18 protein-coding genes, 2 tRNA genes and 1 pseudogene are annotated in these 17442 nt (G+C 65.2%); 13 read left to right on the top strand and 8 right to left on the bottom strand.

The genetic code is table 11. From position 1 onward, the window contains the following. Window positions 1-4: 4 nt before the first annotated feature. Window positions 5-496 carry a MarR family winged helix-turn-helix transcriptional regulator gene (locus tag CXY80_RS05200; RefSeq protein WP_104131843.1) on the bottom strand — a complete coding sequence of 164 codons (492 nt, stop codon included), beginning with the start codon at window positions 494-496 and terminating at the stop codon, window positions 5-7. 84 nt (window positions 497-580) lie between these two features. On the opposite strand from CXY80_RS05200, the gene CXY80_RS05195 reads away from it, so the two are divergent. Both CXY80_RS05195 and CXY80_RS05190 read left to right on the top strand, forming a co-directional pair. After that, window positions 581-1423 carry an alpha/beta fold hydrolase gene (locus CXY80_RS05195; RefSeq protein ID WP_104131842.1) on the top strand — a complete coding sequence of 281 codons (843 nt, stop codon included), beginning with the start codon at window positions 581-583 and terminating at the stop codon, window positions 1421-1423. Between the two features lie 9 nt (window positions 1424-1432). After that, window positions 1433-2485: a biotin/lipoate A/B protein ligase family protein gene (locus CXY80_RS05190; RefSeq protein WP_104131841.1), complete on the top strand. Its 1053-nt coding sequence runs from the start codon at window positions 1433-1435 to the stop codon at window positions 2483-2485. A 71-nt stretch (window positions 2486-2556) separates the two neighbouring features. On the opposite strand, the gene CXY80_RS05185 is transcribed toward CXY80_RS05190, so the two are convergent. Next, window positions 2557-2895 (bottom strand): GNAT family N-acetyltransferase, encoded by a 339-nt coding sequence (locus tag CXY80_RS05185; RefSeq protein WP_092452452.1) that lies wholly within the window; start codon window positions 2893-2895, stop codon window positions 2557-2559. Between the two features lie 49 nt (window positions 2896-2944). Here CXY80_RS05185 and CXY80_RS05180 point away from each other — a divergent pair, with 49 nt between their 5' ends. Continuing rightward, window positions 2945-3841, top strand: a complete 897-nt coding sequence (locus CXY80_RS05180; protein ID WP_092452455.1) for a site-specific DNA-methyltransferase — start codon at window positions 2945-2947, stop codon at window positions 3839-3841. Next, the gene (locus CXY80_RS05175) at window positions 3838-4761 is read left to right on the top strand and encodes an LLM class F420-dependent oxidoreductase (protein ID WP_092452458.1); all 924 of its coding nucleotides are present in this window, start codon (window positions 3838-3840) and stop codon (window positions 4759-4761) included. The genes CXY80_RS05180 and CXY80_RS05175 overlap by 4 nt, the downstream gene beginning before the upstream one ends. 123 nt (window positions 4762-4884) lie before the next feature. Here CXY80_RS05175 and CXY80_RS05170 read toward each other — a convergent pair whose 3' ends face one another. Then, complete coding sequence (locus CXY80_RS05170) at window positions 4885-6300, bottom strand: GH1 family beta-glucosidase (protein WP_104131840.1); 1416 nt, start codon at window positions 6298-6300, stop codon at window positions 4885-4887. A 180-nt stretch (window positions 6301-6480) separates the two neighbouring features. Here CXY80_RS05170 and CXY80_RS19410 point away from each other — a divergent pair, with 180 nt between their 5' ends. Then, window positions 6481-6618, top strand: coding sequence for a hypothetical protein (locus CXY80_RS19410; RefSeq protein ID WP_158251572.1), 138 nt, complete (start codon window positions 6481-6483; stop codon window positions 6616-6618). A 27-nt stretch (window positions 6619-6645) separates the two neighbouring features. Further along, a complete protein-coding gene (locus CXY80_RS05165) occupies window positions 6646-7350 on the top strand; it encodes an amidase domain-containing protein (protein WP_158251571.1) in 705 nt (234 codons plus the stop codon). Here the strand turns inward: CXY80_RS05165 and pgm are convergent. After that, window positions 7347-8963 carry a phosphoglucomutase (alpha-D-glucose-1,6-bisphosphate-dependent) gene (gene pgm, locus CXY80_RS05160; protein WP_104131838.1) on the bottom strand — a complete coding sequence of 539 codons (1617 nt, stop codon included), beginning with the start codon at window positions 8961-8963 and terminating at the stop codon, window positions 7347-7349. The two genes, CXY80_RS05165 and pgm, sit on opposite strands and share 4 nt — an antisense overlap. A 35-nt stretch (window positions 8964-8998) precedes the next feature. Between pgm and pheA the strand changes: the two genes are divergently transcribed. Further along, window positions 8999-9955: a prephenate dehydratase gene (pheA, locus tag CXY80_RS05155; protein WP_104131837.1), complete on the top strand. Its 957-nt coding sequence runs from the start codon at window positions 8999-9001 to the stop codon at window positions 9953-9955. Beyond that, on the top strand, window positions 9952-10443 hold the full coding sequence (locus CXY80_RS05150; protein ID WP_104131836.1) for a hypothetical protein: 492 nt from the start codon (window positions 9952-9954) through the stop codon (window positions 10441-10443). The genes pheA and CXY80_RS05150 overlap by 4 nt, the downstream gene beginning before the upstream one ends. A 32-nt stretch (window positions 10444-10475) precedes the next feature. Here the strand turns inward: CXY80_RS05150 and CXY80_RS05145 are convergent, their stop codons facing one another. Then, the gene (locus CXY80_RS05145) at window positions 10476-11459 is read right to left on the bottom strand and encodes a diacylglycerol kinase family protein (RefSeq protein WP_104131835.1); all 984 of its coding nucleotides are present in this window, start codon (window positions 11457-11459) and stop codon (window positions 10476-10478) included. 63 nt (window positions 11460-11522) lie between these two features. On the opposite strand from CXY80_RS05145, the gene serS reads away from it, so the two are divergent. From serS to CXY80_RS05120, 5 genes are all read left to right on the top strand, one after another. Then, window positions 11523-12803, top strand: coding sequence for a serine--tRNA ligase (serS, locus tag CXY80_RS05140; protein ID WP_104131834.1), 1281 nt, complete (start codon window positions 11523-11525; stop codon window positions 12801-12803). After that, window positions 12800-13615, top strand: coding sequence for an HAD family hydrolase (locus CXY80_RS05135; protein ID WP_092452482.1), 816 nt, complete (start codon window positions 12800-12802; stop codon window positions 13613-13615). The genes serS and CXY80_RS05135 overlap by 4 nt, the downstream gene beginning before the upstream one ends. A gap of 122 nt (window positions 13616-13737) precedes the next feature. Continuing rightward, a tRNA-Ser gene (locus CXY80_RS05130) sits at window positions 13738-13822 on the top strand. Window positions 13823-13908: 86 nt separating this feature from the next. Continuing rightward, window positions 13909-15213 carry an LCP family protein gene (locus tag CXY80_RS05125; RefSeq protein WP_092452485.1) on the top strand — a complete coding sequence of 435 codons (1305 nt, stop codon included), beginning with the start codon at window positions 13909-13911 and terminating at the stop codon, window positions 15211-15213. A gap of 102 nt (window positions 15214-15315) precedes the next feature. Next, window positions 15316-15404 (top strand) — tRNA-Ser (locus CXY80_RS05120). 230 nt (window positions 15405-15634) lie between these two features. Here CXY80_RS05120 and CXY80_RS05115 read toward each other — a convergent pair. The 3 genes and pseudogenes from CXY80_RS05115 to CXY80_RS05105 all read right to left on the bottom strand — a co-directional run. Further along, window positions 15635-16210, bottom strand: coding sequence for a hypothetical protein (locus tag CXY80_RS05115; RefSeq protein ID WP_104131833.1), 576 nt, complete (start codon window positions 16208-16210; stop codon window positions 15635-15637). 45 nt (window positions 16211-16255) lie between these two features. Beyond that, on the bottom strand, window positions 16256-16447 hold the full coding sequence (locus CXY80_RS05110; RefSeq protein ID WP_104131832.1) for a hypothetical protein: 192 nt from the start codon (window positions 16445-16447) through the stop codon (window positions 16256-16258). Window positions 16448-16543: 96 nt separating this feature from the next. After that, window positions 16544-17353, bottom strand: a pseudogene (locus CXY80_RS05105) (IS256 family transposase); the annotation flags it as partial. Window positions 17354-17442 lie beyond the last annotated feature (89 nt).

The raw sequence follows: 17442 nt of genomic DNA, 5'->3' as shown, positions 1-17442 counted from the left end.
GCACTCAACTGTCGGCGAGCTCCTTCATGATGATGGTCGCATCGGCGAGGGTGCTGCGCTGGGCGGGACTGAGCTGGGCGACGCGTTGCACCAGCCAGGCATCTCGACGCTTGCGGGTCTCGGTCATCATCTCGCTCGCGGCATCCGTTGTGCGCAGCACGATCTTGCGGCCGTCGAGGGTGGAATCGGTGCGGGCGACGAGGCCGGCATCGACGAGGCATTTGACCGTGCGGGTCATTGACGGCGGGGTGACGCGCTCGAACTCGCTGAGTTCGGTGAGCGTTAACGGGCCGTGCACGTAGAGCACGCCGAGGGCTGAGAACTGGCCGCTGCCGAGTTCGTTCTCGGCCTTCTCCTGGCGCAGGCGGCGGGCGAGGCGGCCGTTGGCCAGACGAAATTCGTGGCTGAGCTCGGCGGTGTTGTTCGCCGCGACGGGCTCGCTGTTCAGGGGCGGCTGCGCCTTGATGACGCCGAGGGCCGCGGTCTTGGGGTGCATTCGTGATTCCATATATCCTTAGCATAGCAAATTAGCTATGCTAAGTATATTGGCAGCAGGCCCGGAACAGGGCAGAATATCCTCGTGCCCACATATACGGATGCCTCTGGCCTGGTCGTCACCTACTACGTCTGGCCGATCGACGCCCCCAAAGCCGTGATCCAGCTCGCCCACGGCGTCGGCGAACACGCCCAGCGCTACGCGGCGCTCGCCGCGGACCTTAATCGAGCCGGCTACAGCGTCTACGCCGACGACCACCTCGGCCACGGCCAGACCGGGCTAGCCCAGCATGGCGGTGACCACACGAAACTTGGTCGGCTGGGCGCCGGCGGGCTGCGCGCGGCCGTGGCCGGCGTGCATAAGCTGAGTGGAATCATCCGCTCAGAAAACCCGACACTGCCCCTCGTGCTGCTCGGACACAGCTGGGGATCGTTCATGGCCCAAATGATCGTGAACGCGCACGCCGCCGAGTACGACGCGATCGTGCTCTCCGGCAGCGCCTACCGCTGGCCGGGCTATCTCGACGGCGGCGACCTTAACCGCAAGCACAAAACACTCGGCACGACCGGAGTCGAGTGGCTCAGCCGGGACCCGGCCGTAGCGCAGGCGTTCGTGGCCGACCCGCTGACCACGGCGACGCCGCTCGCCAAGCTGTTCGGCCTGCGTGAGGCTGCCCGCCTGTTCGGCCGGCCAGCGAAAAATCTGCCCAGCGAACTGCCCATGCTCGTGCTAGTCGGCGGCGACGACACCGTCGGCGGCGAACGCAGCGCGCTCAAACTGGTGACCTCTTATATCAAGCGGTCGGGGTTGCGCGATGTGCGCCTGATCGTGTACCCGGGTGCGCGCCACGAGGTCTTCAACGAGATCAACCGCGACGAGGTCATCGGCGACCTCGTCTCCTGGCTCGACGAACGATTCACGCCGTAGGCTGAAACCATGCATGGTGAATATAAGGTTCCGGGCGGCAAACTGGTCGTCGTTGATCTCGATGTCGTCGACGATGTCATCGCCAATTTTCGTCTGGCCGGGGATTTCTTTCTCGAACCCGACGATGCCCTCGAGGACATCAACGCGGCGGTGACCGGCCTGCCCGCCGGCAGTACGGCCGCTGCGATCGCGGACGCCGTGCGTGGCGCGCTGCCGGCCGGCGCGATTCTGCTCGGCTTCTCGCCGGAGGCCGTCGCGGTCGCCATTCGTCGGTCGCTCGCGCAGGCGAGCACCTGGCGCGACTACGACTGGCAGATCATCCACTCCCAGACGCCGGTCGCGCCCGTGCTGCAGATGGCCCTCGACGAGGTGCTCGCCACCGAGGTCGGCGAGGGACGACGCCAACCCACCCTACGCATCTGGGAGTGGAACGAACCGGCCGTCGTCATCGGCAGTTTTCAGTCGCTCAAAAACGAGGTCGACCCCGAGAACGCCGCGAAGTACGGCTTCACCGTGGTTCGGCGCATCAGCGGCGGCGGCGCCATGTTCATGGAGGCCGGCTCGGTCATCACCTATTCGATCTACGCGCCGACCGACCTCGTGCAGGGCATGAGCTTCGCCGACTCCTACGCCTTTCTGGACGAGTGGGTCATCACCGCGCTCAAATCGCTCGGCATCGACGCGCACTACCAGCCGCTCAATGACATCACGAGCCCGACCGGCAAGATCGGCGGGGCCGCCCAGAAACGTCTCGGAAGCGGCGCCGTACTGCACCACGTCACCATGAGCTACGACATGGACGGCGAAAAAATGGTGCAGGTGCTGCGCATTGGCCGCGAAAAACTCAGCGACAAGGGCATTACGAGTGCCGCCAAGCGCGTCGATCCGTTGCGCAGCCAGACCGGCCTGAGCCGTGCCGAGATCATCGAACGCATGAAGGAGACCTTCACCGGCCTCTACGATGCCTCCGAGGGCGACGTCACCGCCGAGGAATACGCCAAGGCCACCGAGCTCGTCGCGAACAAGTTCAGCACCGAGGAATGGCTGACCCGGGTTCCCTAGATGAGCGGATGCCGACATCCGCTCACCCAGAATCGGCTACCGGCTACCGGCTACCGGCTACCGGCTACCGGCTACCGGCCGCGGGTCAGCAGGTCCTGGTACTCCGCGTGCGTGTCGATCCAATGCGCCACATACGAACAATCGGCCACCACGGCCAGGTCGGTGCGCACGCGCACGTCGTCGAGCGCCTGCTCGACCAGGATGCTCGCCAAACCGTGGGCGCGCCGGGTCGGGTCGACCTCGGTGTGAGTGAAATGCACCGCCGATTGCGTGGTGACGTAGTCGGCCAGGCCGACGCAGTCGTCGCCGAGCCAGACCGTGTACCGGTTCTGCTCGGGGGTGTGGCGCACCTGCAGAGTGCCGGCTTCAGCCAGATCCTGCGAGTGGATGGTAGCCGATTCAGCAGTCATCCAGACAGACTAAACCGATAGACGGCGCGGAGGCTGAAAGAATAGACAAATGCCTTTCTCGTGGACACCGACCAGTCCGAGCCGTGTCATCCACGCCAACAACCTCAAGGTGTTGCCGAGCCTGCCGGACGGTGCCTTCACCCTGATCTATCTCGACCCGCCGTTCAACACCGGCCGGTCACAGAAACGCCAGACCACCACGTCGGTGCGTTCGGTCGCCACCGATGGATCCCACGCGACCGGAACGATCACCGGATTCAAGGGCCAGCGCTACGAGCGCATCAAGGGCGACCTGCTCGGCTACGACGACCAGTTTGAGGACTATTGGGCTTTTCTGGAGCCGCGCCTGATCGAGGCCTGGCGGCTGCTGGCCGACGACGGCACGCTCTACCTGCACCTCGATTACCGCGAAGCGCACTACGCCAAGGTGCTTCTCGACGCCCTGTTCGGCCGGGAATGCTTTCTCAACGAGCTCATCTGGGCTTACGATTACGGTGCCAAATCGAAGAACAAGTGGCCGACCAAACACGACACGATTCTGGTCTACGTGAAGAATCCGGCCAGCTACTACTTCGACTCCACGACCGTAGACCGGGAGCCGTATATGGCCCCTGGTCTGGTCACGCCCGAAAAAGTCGCCAAGGGCAAACTGCCGACGGATGTCTGGTGGCACACCATCGTCTCGCCCACCGGCAAGGAGAAAACCGGCTACCCCACCCAGAAACCGGTCGGAATCCTGCGGCGCATCATCCAGGCGTCCAGTCGCGAGGGCGACTGGGTGCTCGACTTCTTCGCTGGCAGCGGCACCACCGGAGCCGTCGCGGCCGCCCTCGGCCGTCGCTTCGTACTGATCGACCAGAACCCCGAAGCACTCGTCGTGATGCGTGCCCGGTTCGAGCTGGTGCCAGGCGTCGAATTTCTAGAACTAACTCAGGAGAACCCATGAAATTTCGCATTTTCACCGAGCCCCAGCAGGGTGCCAGCTACGATGACGTCCTGGCCGTCGCGCAGGCCACCGAGCGGCTCGGCTTCGACGCATTCTTTCGCAGCGACCATTACCAGGTCATGGGTGACGGTGATGGCCTGCCCGGCCCGACGGATGCCTGGACCACCCTCGCCGGGTTGGCGCGGGAGACAAAACGCATCCGTTTGGGTACCCTGGTCTCCTCGGTGACCTACCGGCCGCCGGGAATTCTGGCCATCCAGGTCGCGCAGGTCGACCAGATGTCGGGTGGGCGCGTCGAGCTCGGCCTTGGCACCGGCTGGTTCGAGCAGGAGCACCTCGCCTACGGCATCCCGTTTCCGGACAAACGGTTCGGCCTGCTCGAGGAACAGCTCGAGATCATCACCGGGCTGTGGAACACCCCGGTCGGGGCCCGCTACGACTTCGCCGGCGAGCACTACACCCTCGTCGATTCGCCGGCGCTGCCGAAGCCCACACAGGCGCGAGTGCCGGTGATCGTGGGTGGCGGCGGTGCCAAGCGCACCCCGAAACTCGCGGCTCGCTTCGCGACCGAGTTCAACCTGCCGTTTCCCGACTTCGCCGACATTGCGGGCAAGTTCGACGGCGTGCGGGCGGCCTGTGAGGCCATCGACCGCGACCCGGCCGAGCTCACCTACTCGGCGGCGCTGATCGCCGTCGGCGGCTCGGATGAGACGGAGTTCGCCCGCCGGGCGGCCTCGGTCGGTCGCGAGCCGGCCGAGCTGCGTGAGCACGGCCTTGCAGGCACCGCCTCCGAGATCGTCGACCGACTCGGCGCTCTCGCCGATTCCGGCGTCGAGTGCGTCTACCTGCAGATCATGGATCTGTCCGACCTCGAGCACCTGGAGTTTTTGGCCGCCGAGGTGGTTCCGCAGCTGCGCTGAGGCGCGCCGAGCGGATGCCGCGGCGCCGGCATCCGTCGGTGGCAAGCGTTTGGGGAGCTCGCACGTGTTCAAACCAGTGCCAACCTCCTAAACACGTGCCGCGAGGCCCGGGCGGCGCCCGGCTCAGCCCCCCTGTGCCGCCCGAATGTGCGCCGCGTACATGCGCCCACTGTCCTTCACCGTGCGTTCGAGCGTCTTGTAGTCGACCCGCACGATGCCAAACCGTTTCTCGTAGCCGTACGACCACTCAAAGTTGTCGAGCAGTGACCAGACGAAGTACCCGCGCACGTCGGCGCCGGCCGCGATCGCCTCACCCACCTTGTTGATGTGCGCCACGATGTACTCCGTGCGTTCCGCATCGTGCACGGCGCCGTCGGCGCTCACCGTGTCGTCGTAGGCGGCGCCGTTCTCGGTGACGTAGAGCGGCGGCAGCCGGTCGTACTCCTGACCGAGCCGCACCAGCAGCAGGCGCAGGCCGTCGGGGTTGACCTCCCAGTCCATCGCGGTGCGGGGCAGTCCGCGGCTGGGGAAGGTGATGTACTCCGATCCGATCCACGGCGAACCGACGGGCCGGTCGGCGCCTCCGGCGTGACCATCGGTCGCCGAGGCATCCGCATGGCCGCTCACGAGGTCATCGTGATAGTGGTTGACCCCCAGAAAATCCAGCGGGGAGCTGATGATGGAAAGGTCATCGGAGTGGATGACCTCGGCGAGTCCGAACGGCTCGAGGTCGTGCAGGGTGTCGTCGGGGTAGGTGCCGCGCAGCAGTGGGTCGAGGAAGATGCGGTTGGCGAGCGAGTCGAGTCGACGGGCCGCTTCAATGTCGATCGGGTCGGCCGCATCGCGCGGTACGGCATTTGTGAGATTCAGGGTGATCCCGAGGTTCTGCGCCCCGGCCGAGCGCAGCGCGTTCACCGCGAGCCCGTGCGCGAGGTGCTGGTGATGCACCGCAGCGACCGTAGCCCGGCCATCTTGCCGGCCCGGCGCATGGGCGCCCGATCCGTAGCCGAGCAGTGAGGAGCAGAACGGCTCGTTGAAGGTGGTCCAGTGGGTGACCCGGTCGCCCAGCGCGGAGTAGACATCCCTTGCGTAGTCGACGAACCGGTAGGCGGTGTCGCGGTTCGCCCAGCCGCCTTCCTCCTCGAGGGCCTGCGGCAGGTCCCAGTGGTACAGGGTGAGCCAGGGCAGAATGCCGGCGCCGAGCAGCTCGTCGACCAGGCGGGAGTAGAAGTCCAGCCCCTCGAGGTTCATCGCTCGATCGCCCGGGCGCACGCGGGCCCAGCTGGTCGAGAACCGGTAGGCGTCGAGGCCGAGCGAGGACATGAGCCGCACATCGGCGGGCATCCGGTGGTAGTGATCGACCGCTGTCTCAAGGTCGTCGTCGCCCGCGATGGCGCCCTTCACCCGCGCGAACGCATCCCAGATCGAATCTTCCTTGCCACCGGCGTGGCCGGCGCCCTCGATCTGCGCGGCGGCCGTCGCCGACCCCCAGAGAAATCCGTGCGGCCAGGTGAACGGTGTGGGTGTGATCTGCGACATGACGAAACGGTACCCCGCGGCGAGACATTGGACCAGTGCTTTGACGATGGCTCGCGTAACTGCGGATATCAAGTCGAACCCTCCCCGCAATCGCCCAGAACGGGTCGTCGCGGCTGAGATCTCGGCAGGGATGCACGCGGCATTCGGGGCTCTCAGATTCGGCGCAGCTAAGCTCGAAACATGTTGCAGAACAACGAACCCACCGAGGCCGATCAGCGGCGCACCCGGCGCCGGTTTTTGATCGGGGTTCTCATCGTTGGAGTGGTCGTCGCGCTCGCGGCGATCGGCCTTTATCTGAGCGCCGCGCTCAGCGTTTAAACAATCAGAAGTGAGTACAACGTGCAGTTGACAAGGTGGCAGCGACTCGGCCTGACGACGGCCGTGGGTGCCGTGCTCGCGGTCGGCGCGACGGCGCTCGTCGTGCAGGCCCTCGAAGGACCGGCCGACCCCACCAAGACGGCGCAGACACCGGATTCCGCAACCTCAGCCACAACGCAGGAACCGGTTCGCGCCACCCCCGCCGACACGGCCGCTGCGGCCCCGGTCGAGGCGGAGCCTGGCCTCAGCGCCCCCGTCGCCGCGCAGATCGATTACCTCCTCGCGCACTGGAGCCTGGAAAACTACAACACAGCCGAGTGGGGCGTGCTCGGCGAGAACGACTGCGTCAACTTCGCCAGCCAGGCCATGATCGCCCGCGGCTGGACCATGGACAGCGTCTGGTCGAGCCCGAAGAATGGCAACGCCTACGACGCCTCGGCCGCCTGGCGCAGTTCCACAGCATTCATGAACTACATCGCGCAGACCGGCAAGGCCGCCGCCCTGACCGATCAGCAGCGTGATCAGGTCAAGGTCGGCGACATCGTGCAGTTCGACTGGGACAATTCCGGCGACCGCGACCACACCGCCATTGTCACCAGGGTGGAGAAGGTCGGCGACACGATCGAGATCTCGTTCGCCGGGCACACCCTCGATTCCGACTTCCGCTCGGTCGACACGGCAATCACCGTGGATCACCCGGGCGGCACGGCGTACTACTGGAGTGTTCCTTAGGCGATCGCGGCGTCGACGATGGCCTTGGCCTCGAGCTGAACCTGCGCCAGGTGGTCGTCACCCAGAAACGACTCGGCGTAGATCTTGTAGACGTCTTCGGTGCCGCTCGGCCGCGCCGCGAACCAGGCGTTCTCGGTGGTGACCTTCACTCCGCCGATCGCAGCGCCGTTGCCGGGCGCAACGCTGAATTTGCCGGTGATCTTCTCGCCGGCTAACTCCGTAGCCGTGATCATCGAGCCGTCGAGCTTGGCCAGGGCGGCCTTCTGCGCGGGCGTGGCCGCGGCATCCACTCGCGCATAGGACGGTGCGCCGAAATGCTCGGTCAGTTCCGCATACCGCCGCGAGGGCGTCTTGCCGGTGACCGCGAGAATCTCGGCGGCCAGCAGGGCCAACAGAATGCCGTCCTTGTCGGTGGTCCAGACGGTGCCGTCGAAGCGCACGAAGCTCGCGCCGGCGCTCTCCTCGCCGCCGAACGCCACCGAGCCGTCGATGAGGCCGGGCACGAACCATTTGAAGCCGACCGGCACCTCCCACAGGTCGCGGCCGAGAAAGCCGGTGACCCGGTCGATCATGGTCGACGAGACGAGAGTCTTGCCGACTGCGGCGTCGATCTTCCAGCCTTCGCGGTGGCTGTACAGGTAGTCGATCGCGACGGCCAGAAAGTGGTTCGGGTTCATCAGGCCAGCGTCGGGCGTGACGATGCCGTGCCGGTCGGCGTCGGCGTCGTTGCCGGTCAGAATGTCGTACTCGTCTTTGTGCGCGACAACGGATGCCATCACCGACGCGCTCGACGGATCCATCCGGATCTTCTCGTCCCAGTCCAGCGTCATGAATCGCCAGGTCGGGTCGACCTTCGGGTTGACCACGACGAGGTCGATTTCGTAGCGGTCGCGGATGGCGCCCCAGTAGCGGACGCTCGCGCCGCCGAGCGGGTCGGCGCCGATGCGGATTCCGCTGGTGCGGATGGCCTGCATGTCGATGATGTTTTCGAGGTCGTTGACGTAGTTGCCGCGAAAGTCGTAGGTTTCCACGGCGCTCGGCTCGCTCCGTAGCACGCCGTCGAGGCCGCCCGCGATGAGCTCGTTGGCGCGGCCCGCGATCCAGGAAGTGGCGTCGCTGTCGGCCGGACCGCCGTGCGGCGGGTTGTACTTGAAGCCGCCGTCCATTGGCGGGTTGTGGCTCGGGGTGACGACGATGCCGTCGGCCAGGTCGCCGTGCTCGCCGCGGTTGTAGGCCAAAATGGCGTGCGACAACGACGGGGTGGGCACGTAGTCGTCGAACTCGTCGACCAGCACACGCACGCCGTTGGCGACGAGCACCTCGAGGGCGGTCGTGTAGGCCGGACCGCTCAGGGCGTGCGGATCGGTGCCGATGAACAGGGGCCCTGTAATGCCCTGGCCCGCGCGATATTCCACGATGGCCTGGGTGGTGGCGCTGATGTGGTCCTCGTTGAACGCGGTGTTCAGCGAACTCCCGCGATGCCCGGAGGTGCCGAAAACGACCCTCTGGGCTGGGACCGCGACATCCGGTTTCAAATCGTAATAGGCCTTGACCAGCCCATCGACGTCGATCAGGTCAGATTCCAGGGCTCGGGTGCCCGCGCGTTCGCTCATGAGCACAGTCTGGCACCACCGGTAGGCTGTCAGCCATGCCCGACGCGCCGAATCCAGCCCAGACCCGCACCTACAGCTATCTGGGCCCGGCCGGAACCTTTACCGAAGCGGCCCTCGCGCAGGTGCCCGAGGCGCGCGGCCAGATCTGGCGCCCGGTCAACAACGTGGGCGAGGCCTTCGCTGATGTCGTCTCCGGCCGCAGTTTCGCGGCCATGATCGCCATCGAGAATTCCGTCGACGGCGGCGTCACCGCCACGCAGGACGCCCTGGCCAGCGTGCCAAACCTGCGCATTATCGGCGAATATCTGGTGCCGGTGAATTTCGTGCTCGTCGCCCGCCCAGGCGCGACTCTGGCCGACGTGCGGGTCGTTAATGCGCACCCGGTCGCCTACGGGCAGTGCCGCATCTGGCTCGAACAGACCCTGCCGAGCCACGGCCACATCCCCGCATCGAGCAACGTCGCCGCTGCCTCCGCCCTCTTAAGCACCGATCAAGCGGATGCCGCGATCGCCCCGCCCGGAATCGACAAACACCACGACCTCGTCGTTCTCGCCTCGAATATCGGGGACAACCCCAACGCCGTCACTCGGTTCGTGCTGGTCGGCCGCACCGCCGAACTCACCGCACCGACCGGCGCCGACAAGACCAGCCTCATCATCGAGCTGCCAAGTGACCGCTCCGGTGCCCTGCTCGAAATGCTCGAGCAGTTCGCCACCCGCGGCGTGAACCTCAGCCTCATCCAATCCCGGCCGATCGGCGATTCCCTCGGTCGCTACCGCTTCGTCGTCGATGCCGAGGGGCACATCCTCGACGAACGGGTCGCCGACGCGTTGCTGGGCCTACGCCGGTTCAGCCCCAAGGTGATCTTTCTCGGGTCGTATCCGCGGGCCGACAAGCGCCCGATCGAGTTCACCTCGCGCTACGACGACGGCATCTTCATCGAGGCCCGCGACTGGCTGCGCGGACTGATCGCGGGGGAGCCCACCCAATGACCGACCCGCGCTTTGACCCGAATCACGATGCCCGGTATCAGCGTGGCTATGAGCCCGGTGACTCGGCGGATTCCGGTGGCTCGGCGATGACCGAACTGTTCGCGCCCACCTCTCCCAACCAGCCAGAAGCATTCGTCGGCACAGCCGGGCGCGACTCGGGCGCGCTTCCCGTGCCTGCAGACGGTACAGCTGACGACGACGAGCCTCTCGACCAATACGAGCCGCGTAATCCGTTCATCATCGCCTTGTGGATTCTTGGGCCAGCCCTCATCATCGGCGGGATGATCCTGCAGGTGCGCACGATTACTGCCACCTATTTCAGCTCGGGCTTCGCCGGATCCTCGAGTGCGGAGGTACCCATCGAGATGGTGATGCAGCAGTTGATCTACGCTCTCGCGCCCGCAATGATCTCCACCGGTCTACTCACCGTTGTGGGCCTGCTGTTCGCCCACGCCCTGCGGTGGCGTTCCCGATCGTCGCGCCGATAGCTAGCTCAGCCATCTCACTCAGGCCATCTCACTCAGGCCGGCACACGCACGATCAGCGCGCCCGCATCGGCGTTCAGCCGCACCTTCTGCACCAGCCCGAACTCGTCGCCGTCGAGCTCGAAATCCTGCGGGTGCTCAAGAGCGATGCGAATATCGGGCCCGCGCAGGGTCGTCATCACGCGCTCATTCGATGACTCCGTAGCCGCAATCATGCGTCGCCCCACCGCCGAGCGACGCAGCACGCCGTTCTCCCAGGTCACCCGTCGCCAGATGGTCAGCCAGCCGAGCACACCCTTGGGCTGCAGCACGGCAATGTCGAGAATGCCGTCGTCGAGGCGAGCGTGAGGCAGAAACTGAATATTTCCCGGCAGCAGTCCGCAGTTGGCGACGAGAATGGCGCTCACCTGCGCCGGGCGGTCGGTGCGTCCGGCAACGCTGTAGCGGATGCGAAATGGCCGCGCCTTCGGCAGTGCCCGCGCAACCCCGTCCACGTAGGCGAGCCAGCCCACCTGCTTCTTCAGGTCGTCGCGGGTGTGGGCGATCATCTGCGCGTCGAGGCCGACACCGGCCATGACCAGAAATACGTGTTCCTCGACCGCCCCGGCCTCGGTGGTGATGCTGGCGACGCCGAGGTCGATGGACTTGTCCTCGCCGCTGAAGGCGATCGCGGTGGCCGCGTCGATGCTGCCGAGCGGCAGATCGAGGTTGCGCGCGAGCAGGTTGCCGGTGCCCGACGGCACGATCGCCATGCGCACGCCGGAGTCACGCAGCGCCTCGGCTACCGCGCGAACCGTGCCATCGCCGCCGGCCGAGAGCACCATCGAAGCGCCAGCGCCGAGCGCCTGTTTGGTGGCGGCCTGACCGACGTCATCCTTGCTCGTTTCAAACCACTGCGTTTCGCCCCAGCCGGCAGACTGCTCGGCCGCGGCCACGCTGGCCCGCAGCTTGGCGAGGTCAACTTTCACCGGGTTGTAGACGACGGCGGCGTGCTGGTTGCGGCGTTCGGAGGCGGTCACGAGGCCTAGGCTACTGGGTTGACTCCGCGTTTGCCCGTCAGCGCGCACTTGTAGACTGGCCGGGTGATTGATCCGGTGCTGTTACGCGAAAACCCTGACCTCTTCAAGCGTTCGCAGGGGGCCCGTGGTGACTCCGTCGAAGCGGTAGAAGCCGCGCTCGCCGCCGACGCCGAACGGCGTTCTGCGATCACAGCCTTCGAAGACCTGCGGGCAGCCCAGAACCTGTTCGGGAAGCGTGTCGCGGCCGCGCCCAGTGCGCAGAAGAAGGCCCTCGTCGCCGAAGCGCAGAGTCTTGCCGCCGAGGTGAAGGCAGCCGGGGTCATCGCCGGCGAGGCCGATGCCCGCTTCACGGCAATCGTGAAAACCATCGCCAACCCCATCATCGACGGCGTTCCGGCCGGTGACGAGGCCAACTTCGTGACCCTGCGCACCCACGGCGAGGCCCCCGTGTTCGACTTCGAACCGCGCGACCATCTAGAACTCGGCGAATTGCTCGGTGCCATCGACATGCCCCGCGGCGCCAAGGTTTCCGGCACCCGCTTCTACTTTCTCAAAGGCATCGGCGCCCGCCTCGAAATCGCGCTCATGAACATGGCGCTCGACCGGGCACTCGAAGCGGGCTTCGTGCCGCTCATCACCCCCACCCTCGTGCGCCCCGAAATCATGGACGGTACCGGTTTTCTCGGCGAGCACAACGACGAGGTCTACTACCTGCCCGCCGACGACCTGTACCTCACCGGCACGAGCGAGGTCGCTCTTGCCGGCTACCACAAAGACGAGATCCTCGACCTGTCCGAGGAGCCGCTGCGCTACGCCGGCTGGAGCACCTGCTACCGCCGCGAGGCCGGTTCGGGCGGAAAAGACACCCGCGGCATCATTCGCGTGCACCAGTTCAACAAGCTCGAAATGTTCACCTACGTGCTGCCCGAAAATGCCGAAGCCGAGCACGATCGCCTCGTGGCCCTGCAGGAGGGCATGTTGCAGTCCCTCGGCCTGAGCTACCGGGTGATCGATGTGGCCGCCGGCGACCTCGGGTCGAGCGCCGCCCGCAAGTTCGACATCGAGGCTTGGGTGCCCAGCCAGAACGCGTTCCGCGAGCTGACCAGCACGAGCAACTGCACCACCTACCAGGCGCGCCGCCTGGACATCCGTTATCGCACCGAATCGGGCAAGACTGCGCCGGTCGCGACCCTCAACGGCACGCTCGCCACCACCCGCTGGCTCGTCGCCATGCTCGAAACGCATCAGCAAGCGGATGGCTCGGTGAGCGTCCCCGAGGCGCTGCGGCCTTACCTCGGCGGCCTCGAGGTGCTCACGCCCCTCCAGGTGAAGGGCGCGAAGTGACGTCGATCGTCAGCGAAGAGCCGTGGCTGGTCGCCCTCGACATCGACGGCACCACGATGCACGAGGACGGCTCGATCAGCCAGTCCGTGATCGACGAGGTCGCCCGGCTCGCCTTGCAGGGCCACGAGGTTATGCTCGCCACCGGGCGCTCGGCCGCCGCTGCCCTGCCGGTTCTCGACCGACTCGGAATTTCGCCGCGCTACGTGGTCTGCTCCAACGGGGCCATCACGATGCACCGCGACGCCACCGCCCCGCTCGGCTACCGCCGTGAATGGGTGGAAACCTTCGACCCGAGCGATGTGCTCACCTCGATTCGGGCGCACCTCGGCTCGGCCCGCTTTGCGGTCGAAGACGAGCATGGCTTTTACCGCTACACCGAACCGATTCCCGATGCCACGATCGGCATGGACAGTGAACGGGTCGACTTTGACGAGCTGCTGAAACACCAGGCGACCCGCGTGGTCGTCATCTCGCCCGACCACGACATGGAGGATTTTCTCCAGGTGGTCGAGCGCATGGGGCTGAACCGGGTGAGCTATGCGATCGGGTGGACCGCCTGGCTCGATATCGCCCCCGACGGCGTCAACAAGTCAACCGCGATGGAGCGGGTGCGCGTGGCCATGGGTGTGCCGCGTGAGCGCGTGATGGCCGTCGGCGACGGACGCAACGACATTGACATGCTGCAATGGGCCGCCGAATTCGGTCGTGGCGTGGCCATGGGCGAGTCGCCCGACGACGTTCTCGCCGCTGGGTCGGAGATCACCGGCAACGTGACCAGCGATGGCCTGGCCACGGTGTTGCGCACGCTCTGACTCGCATCCAGCCGTTTTTCAGGCACCTCTGTCAGCCTGAGCAGTCTGCCATCCGCTAGAATCGGGCCAGTTCGCCCAATTCTTCCCGGCAGGGCATTTTCGTGCTGGGAATGGGCAAACCGGGAGGGCTGTCCGAGCGGCCGATGGAGCCAGTCTTGAAAACTGGTGGGCAGAAATGTCTCGTGGGTTCGAATCCCACGCCCTCCGCAGCACCAGTGAAACGCACCACCACCGGCGCACAATGATTGTCGCCTCAGGCTGACCCAAGCCCACAACCCGATGAGAGGACATGAGTGAGCGACCAACTTCGCCCCCGCAGTGCCGGTTCCAAGAACCTCAAAACTGTTGCCCGTCACGGCCGGCTCAAAAAGTCGAACGCTGCGGTTGCCGTTGCGAAATTCATTGCGGGCAGCGTGGCGGTCGTTCTGGTCAGTGGATTCTCCGTGGCCGCCATTGCCACCTACGACGTCGTTCAGAGCGCGCCACCGAGCGTGCACCTGGCCAATGAGGGCAACGGTCCGGTTCCGTCGATCGGCGCCATCGACGGGGGCGTGAACATGCTCGTCGTCGGCAGCGACAGTCGCGTCGGCCAGGAGGCCAGGTTCGGCCCGGAGGATTCCACCGGCGACCTCAACGACGTGACCATGCTGCTGCACATCTCCGAAGACCACAGCAACGCCTCGGTCATCAGCTTTCCCCGCGACATGTTCGTCGCCATCCCCTCCTGCCCAAAGGAAGACGGCAGCGGGTCGCACAGCGCAATGAGCAGCCAGAAGATCAACACGACGCTCACCTACGGCGGACTCGCCTGCACCGTGCTGACCGTCGAGAAACTCACCGGCCTCTCCATCCCGTTTGCGGCCGAGGTGCAGTTCAGCGGCGTCATGGCCATGTCCTCCGCCGTTGGCGGCGTTCCGGTCTGCGTGGCCACCCGCATCGAAGACGAGTACACCGGAACCTTCCTCGACCCGGGAGAGCACACGCTCGAGGGCTACGAGGCTCTGCAGTTTCTGCGCACCCGCCACGGCCTCGGCGATGGTGGCGACCTCACCCGCATCAACAACCAGCAGTTGTTCATGTCGTCGCTCGTGCGCACGATCAAGAGCGCTGACACGCTCTCTGACCCGACCAAGGTGTACGCCCTGGCCAAGGCGGTCACGGCCAACATGCGCCTCTCCGACAGCCTGAGCAGTGTGACGACCCTCGCGTCCATTGCTATCGCGCTCAAGGACATCGACCTCGACCAGGTTGTCTTCGCGCAGGTGCCGACCGGCAGTACGACCGGCGGGGTGAAAGCCGTGCAGCCGGCCTTCGACAACCTGTTCGAGGCGGTTGCCGCCGACCAGCCGCTGACCCTGAGCGGAACCACCGGGCGCGGCACCGAGGCCGATCCGAACGCTCCCGTTGAAGCCGAGCCGGAACCGTCCGCGACCACCGATCCCGCGGCAACGGCCGATCCTTCGGCGACCGCCGATCCGACTGCGACCGAGGCTCCCGTCGCCACCGAAGACCCGGGCGTGGTGCTGTCGGAGTCGGTGACCGGCCAAACCGCTGGCGACTACACCTGCACCAGGGGCCGTACGCTCGAAAACCAGTAGCCGGGCCTGGCATCCGTTTTCGGGCCGTGATTTTTCATGGTCAGAACGGATGCCCGGGGTACGGCTAAGATGGGGGAGTGTGTTTGCGCAAGCGGACACCAAGGAGACGTCGCATAGTTCGGCTTAGTGCACCACCCTGCTAAGGTGGAGTACCCGCAAGGGTACCGAGGGTTCAAATCCCTCCGTCTCCGCATCGAGGAATTCACGTAATTCCGGCGTTTAGTTTACGAAATTCTTGCGGCAACAAAAAACCGGCGATCGCATCGCCGGTTTTCTGCGTTAAGGCGCCGATTCTGGGAGTGCTAGCCCCAAGAAATGCTGTGATCGGCGCGTGGTCGGCGGTTAAACACCGCTGCGCCCTGTTTTTGGCAGGGCGAAGCGACTTTTGCTGCAGGTAACGGAATTGTTGACGACCGGGCGGCTAGCTGGGTGGTGGTGACGGCGCCGTGTCGGTGGGTGGCGTCGCCGCCGTGATTTCAGCGCTGGAATAGTACGTGCTCGCGAAGGACTTGTTCTTCGAGGTGAGCGGCACTCGGGCCAGCTCGCTCTGAATGAACGTCAAAATCTTTCGGATGTTGGCTGAGACGAGTGCGAGTGTCACGGCCAGCGACGCAAAGGTATTGCCACGCGCACGCCGTTTCATGGGGGAGGCGATGTCTTCGGTTGCGGAGTCCTTGATGAATGCGTTCTGCGATTCGACGGTGTTGCGCAGTGCGTAGAAACCCTTCCACACTGGACTTTTGTGGGGGTAGGTCTGCCCGTACTTCAGGGCTTTGTCCTTGGCGGGGTCTTTCCCGGCGGGTATCACGACGGTCTTCTTGCGGATGGGCTCGATGAGTTCACCGGTCTTGTGGTCGACGGCTAAACCGTCGTAGTTCTTGGGGTCAGGATAGAGGTATTGGCGTGAGCCGTCGGGCCGGCACTTGCCCTTGGGCTTGGCGCGGTACTTTTCACGTTCGGCGATTCGCTGGTCTCGCAGTTCTTTGGCTTGACGCACGGGGTTTGAGTCGCTGGAGAGGATGGCGTCGTCTTCGGGCGTTTCCTAGTCAACGGGCACGCCGGTGTCAGCAGCCTTCCGGTCCTTTCGGTAGAGGTCGAGGGCGTGGATAAGGTCCTGGGGCATGTAGTTCACGTACCACTGGCCGCCGACTTGGATGAGGTCCTCGTAGAAGGTGGTCTGGCCTTGTTCGTCTTTGTCGTAGTCGAAGACCGGCTTGGCGCCAATTTCGGCCAAAGTGGCCTAAAGGGTGTCTGAACCGGCCCGAGTTCCCCGACCGGTTCTACAGCCTCGGAGCCTGTCAAGTGTTTTGTGTAAGTGTTGGGAATTTTGTTAGAGGTGGGGGTTGATTCGGTCTGGATAGACCAGGGCGAGCTGGCTGAGGGCGAGCTTCCAGTTCGTCACGATTTGGCCTTCGACGAGGCGGCCGGCGGCCTTGCGTGTGGTCTCGCGGGTGCCGCCGCGCTCCTTGGCTCGGGCTCGGGCGCGTTTGTCTTCGATGTTGCAGATCGCGAGCCACAGCATCTTGATCGCGGCTTCATCGCTGGGGAAGTGACCGCGGTTCTTGGTCACTTTGCGCAGCTGGTAGTTCAGCGACTCGATGCTGTTCGTTGTGTAGATGACGCGGCGCAGGTCGGGCGGGAAGGCAAGGAACGGGGTGAAGCGTTCCCACGCGTCCTCGAACGTTTTCACCGTCGCCGGATACCTCACGCCGAGCGGCGAAGCCGCGAACATGGTGAGCTCGTCCCAGGCCGCGTCGGCGGTGGCCGCGGTGTAGATCGGCTTCAACGCGGTCGCGATCTGCTTACGATCCTTGTAGCTCACGAACCGCATCGCGGCGCGAAGCAGGTGCACGACACACGTTTGCACGGTCGCCTGTGGCCAGGTCGATTCGATCGCTTCGGGGAACCCGGTCAGGCCGTCGCAGCAAACGATGAGGACGTCCTTCACGCCACGGTTGGCCAGCTCGGCGCAGACGCCGGCCCAGAACTTCGCGCCCTCGGTCTGCTGCACCCAGATACCCAACACGTGCTTGATGCCGTCCATGTCCACGCCGACTGCGATGTGCGCGGCCTTGTTCCGCACGTGAGCACCATCACGAATTTTGATGATCAACGCGTCGAGGAAGATCACCGGGTAGAGGGGGCAGTTTCTACTGGTCGTTGCGAATCGTGTGTGCCTTAGTTCTGTGTCCTAATCGTCTCATGGCCTGATGGGGTGTGCGGTCTTTG

The sequence above is a fragment of the Cryobacterium sp. M91 genome (assembly GCF_002929615.1).
Taxonomy (GTDB): Bacteria; Actinomycetota; Actinomycetes; order Actinomycetales; family Microbacteriaceae; genus Cryobacterium; species Cryobacterium levicorallinum.
The sequence above is the reverse complement of the archived record's forward strand: the minus strand, read 5'-3'. Positions and strand labels throughout refer to the sequence as shown.

Coding starts and splice junctions, on each gene's coding strand:
- CXY80_RS05180 (WP_092452455.1), top strand. CDS start 2,945: ATGCCTTTCTCGTGGACACCGACCAGTCCGAGCCGTGTCATCCACGCC.
- CXY80_RS05150 (WP_104131836.1), top strand. CDS start 9,952: ATGACCGACCCGCGCTTTGACCCGAATCACGATGCCCGGTATCAGCGT.
- CXY80_RS05185 (WP_092452452.1), bottom strand. CDS start 2,895: ATGACTGCTGAATCGGCTACCATCCACTCGCAGGATCTGGCTGAAGCC.
- CXY80_RS05175 (WP_092452458.1), top strand. CDS start 3,838: ATGAAATTTCGCATTTTCACCGAGCCCCAGCAGGGTGCCAGCTACGAT.
- pheA (WP_104131837.1), top strand. CDS start 8,999: ATGCCCGACGCGCCGAATCCAGCCCAGACCCGCACCTACAGCTATCTG.
- CXY80_RS05190 (WP_104131841.1), top strand. CDS start 1,433: ATGCATGGTGAATATAAGGTTCCGGGCGGCAAACTGGTCGTCGTTGAT.
- CXY80_RS05170 (WP_104131840.1), bottom strand. CDS start 6,300: ATGTCGCAGATCACACCCACACCGTTCACCTGGCCGCACGGATTTCTC.
- pgm (WP_104131838.1), bottom strand. CDS start 8,963: ATGAGCGAACGCGCGGGCACCCGAGCCCTGGAATCTGACCTGATCGAC.
- CXY80_RS19410 (WP_158251572.1), top strand. CDS start 6,481: ATGTTGCAGAACAACGAACCCACCGAGGCCGATCAGCGGCGCACCCGG.
- CXY80_RS05200 (WP_104131843.1), bottom strand. CDS start 496: ATGCACCCCAAGACCGCGGCCCTCGGCGTCATCAAGGCGCAGCCGCCC.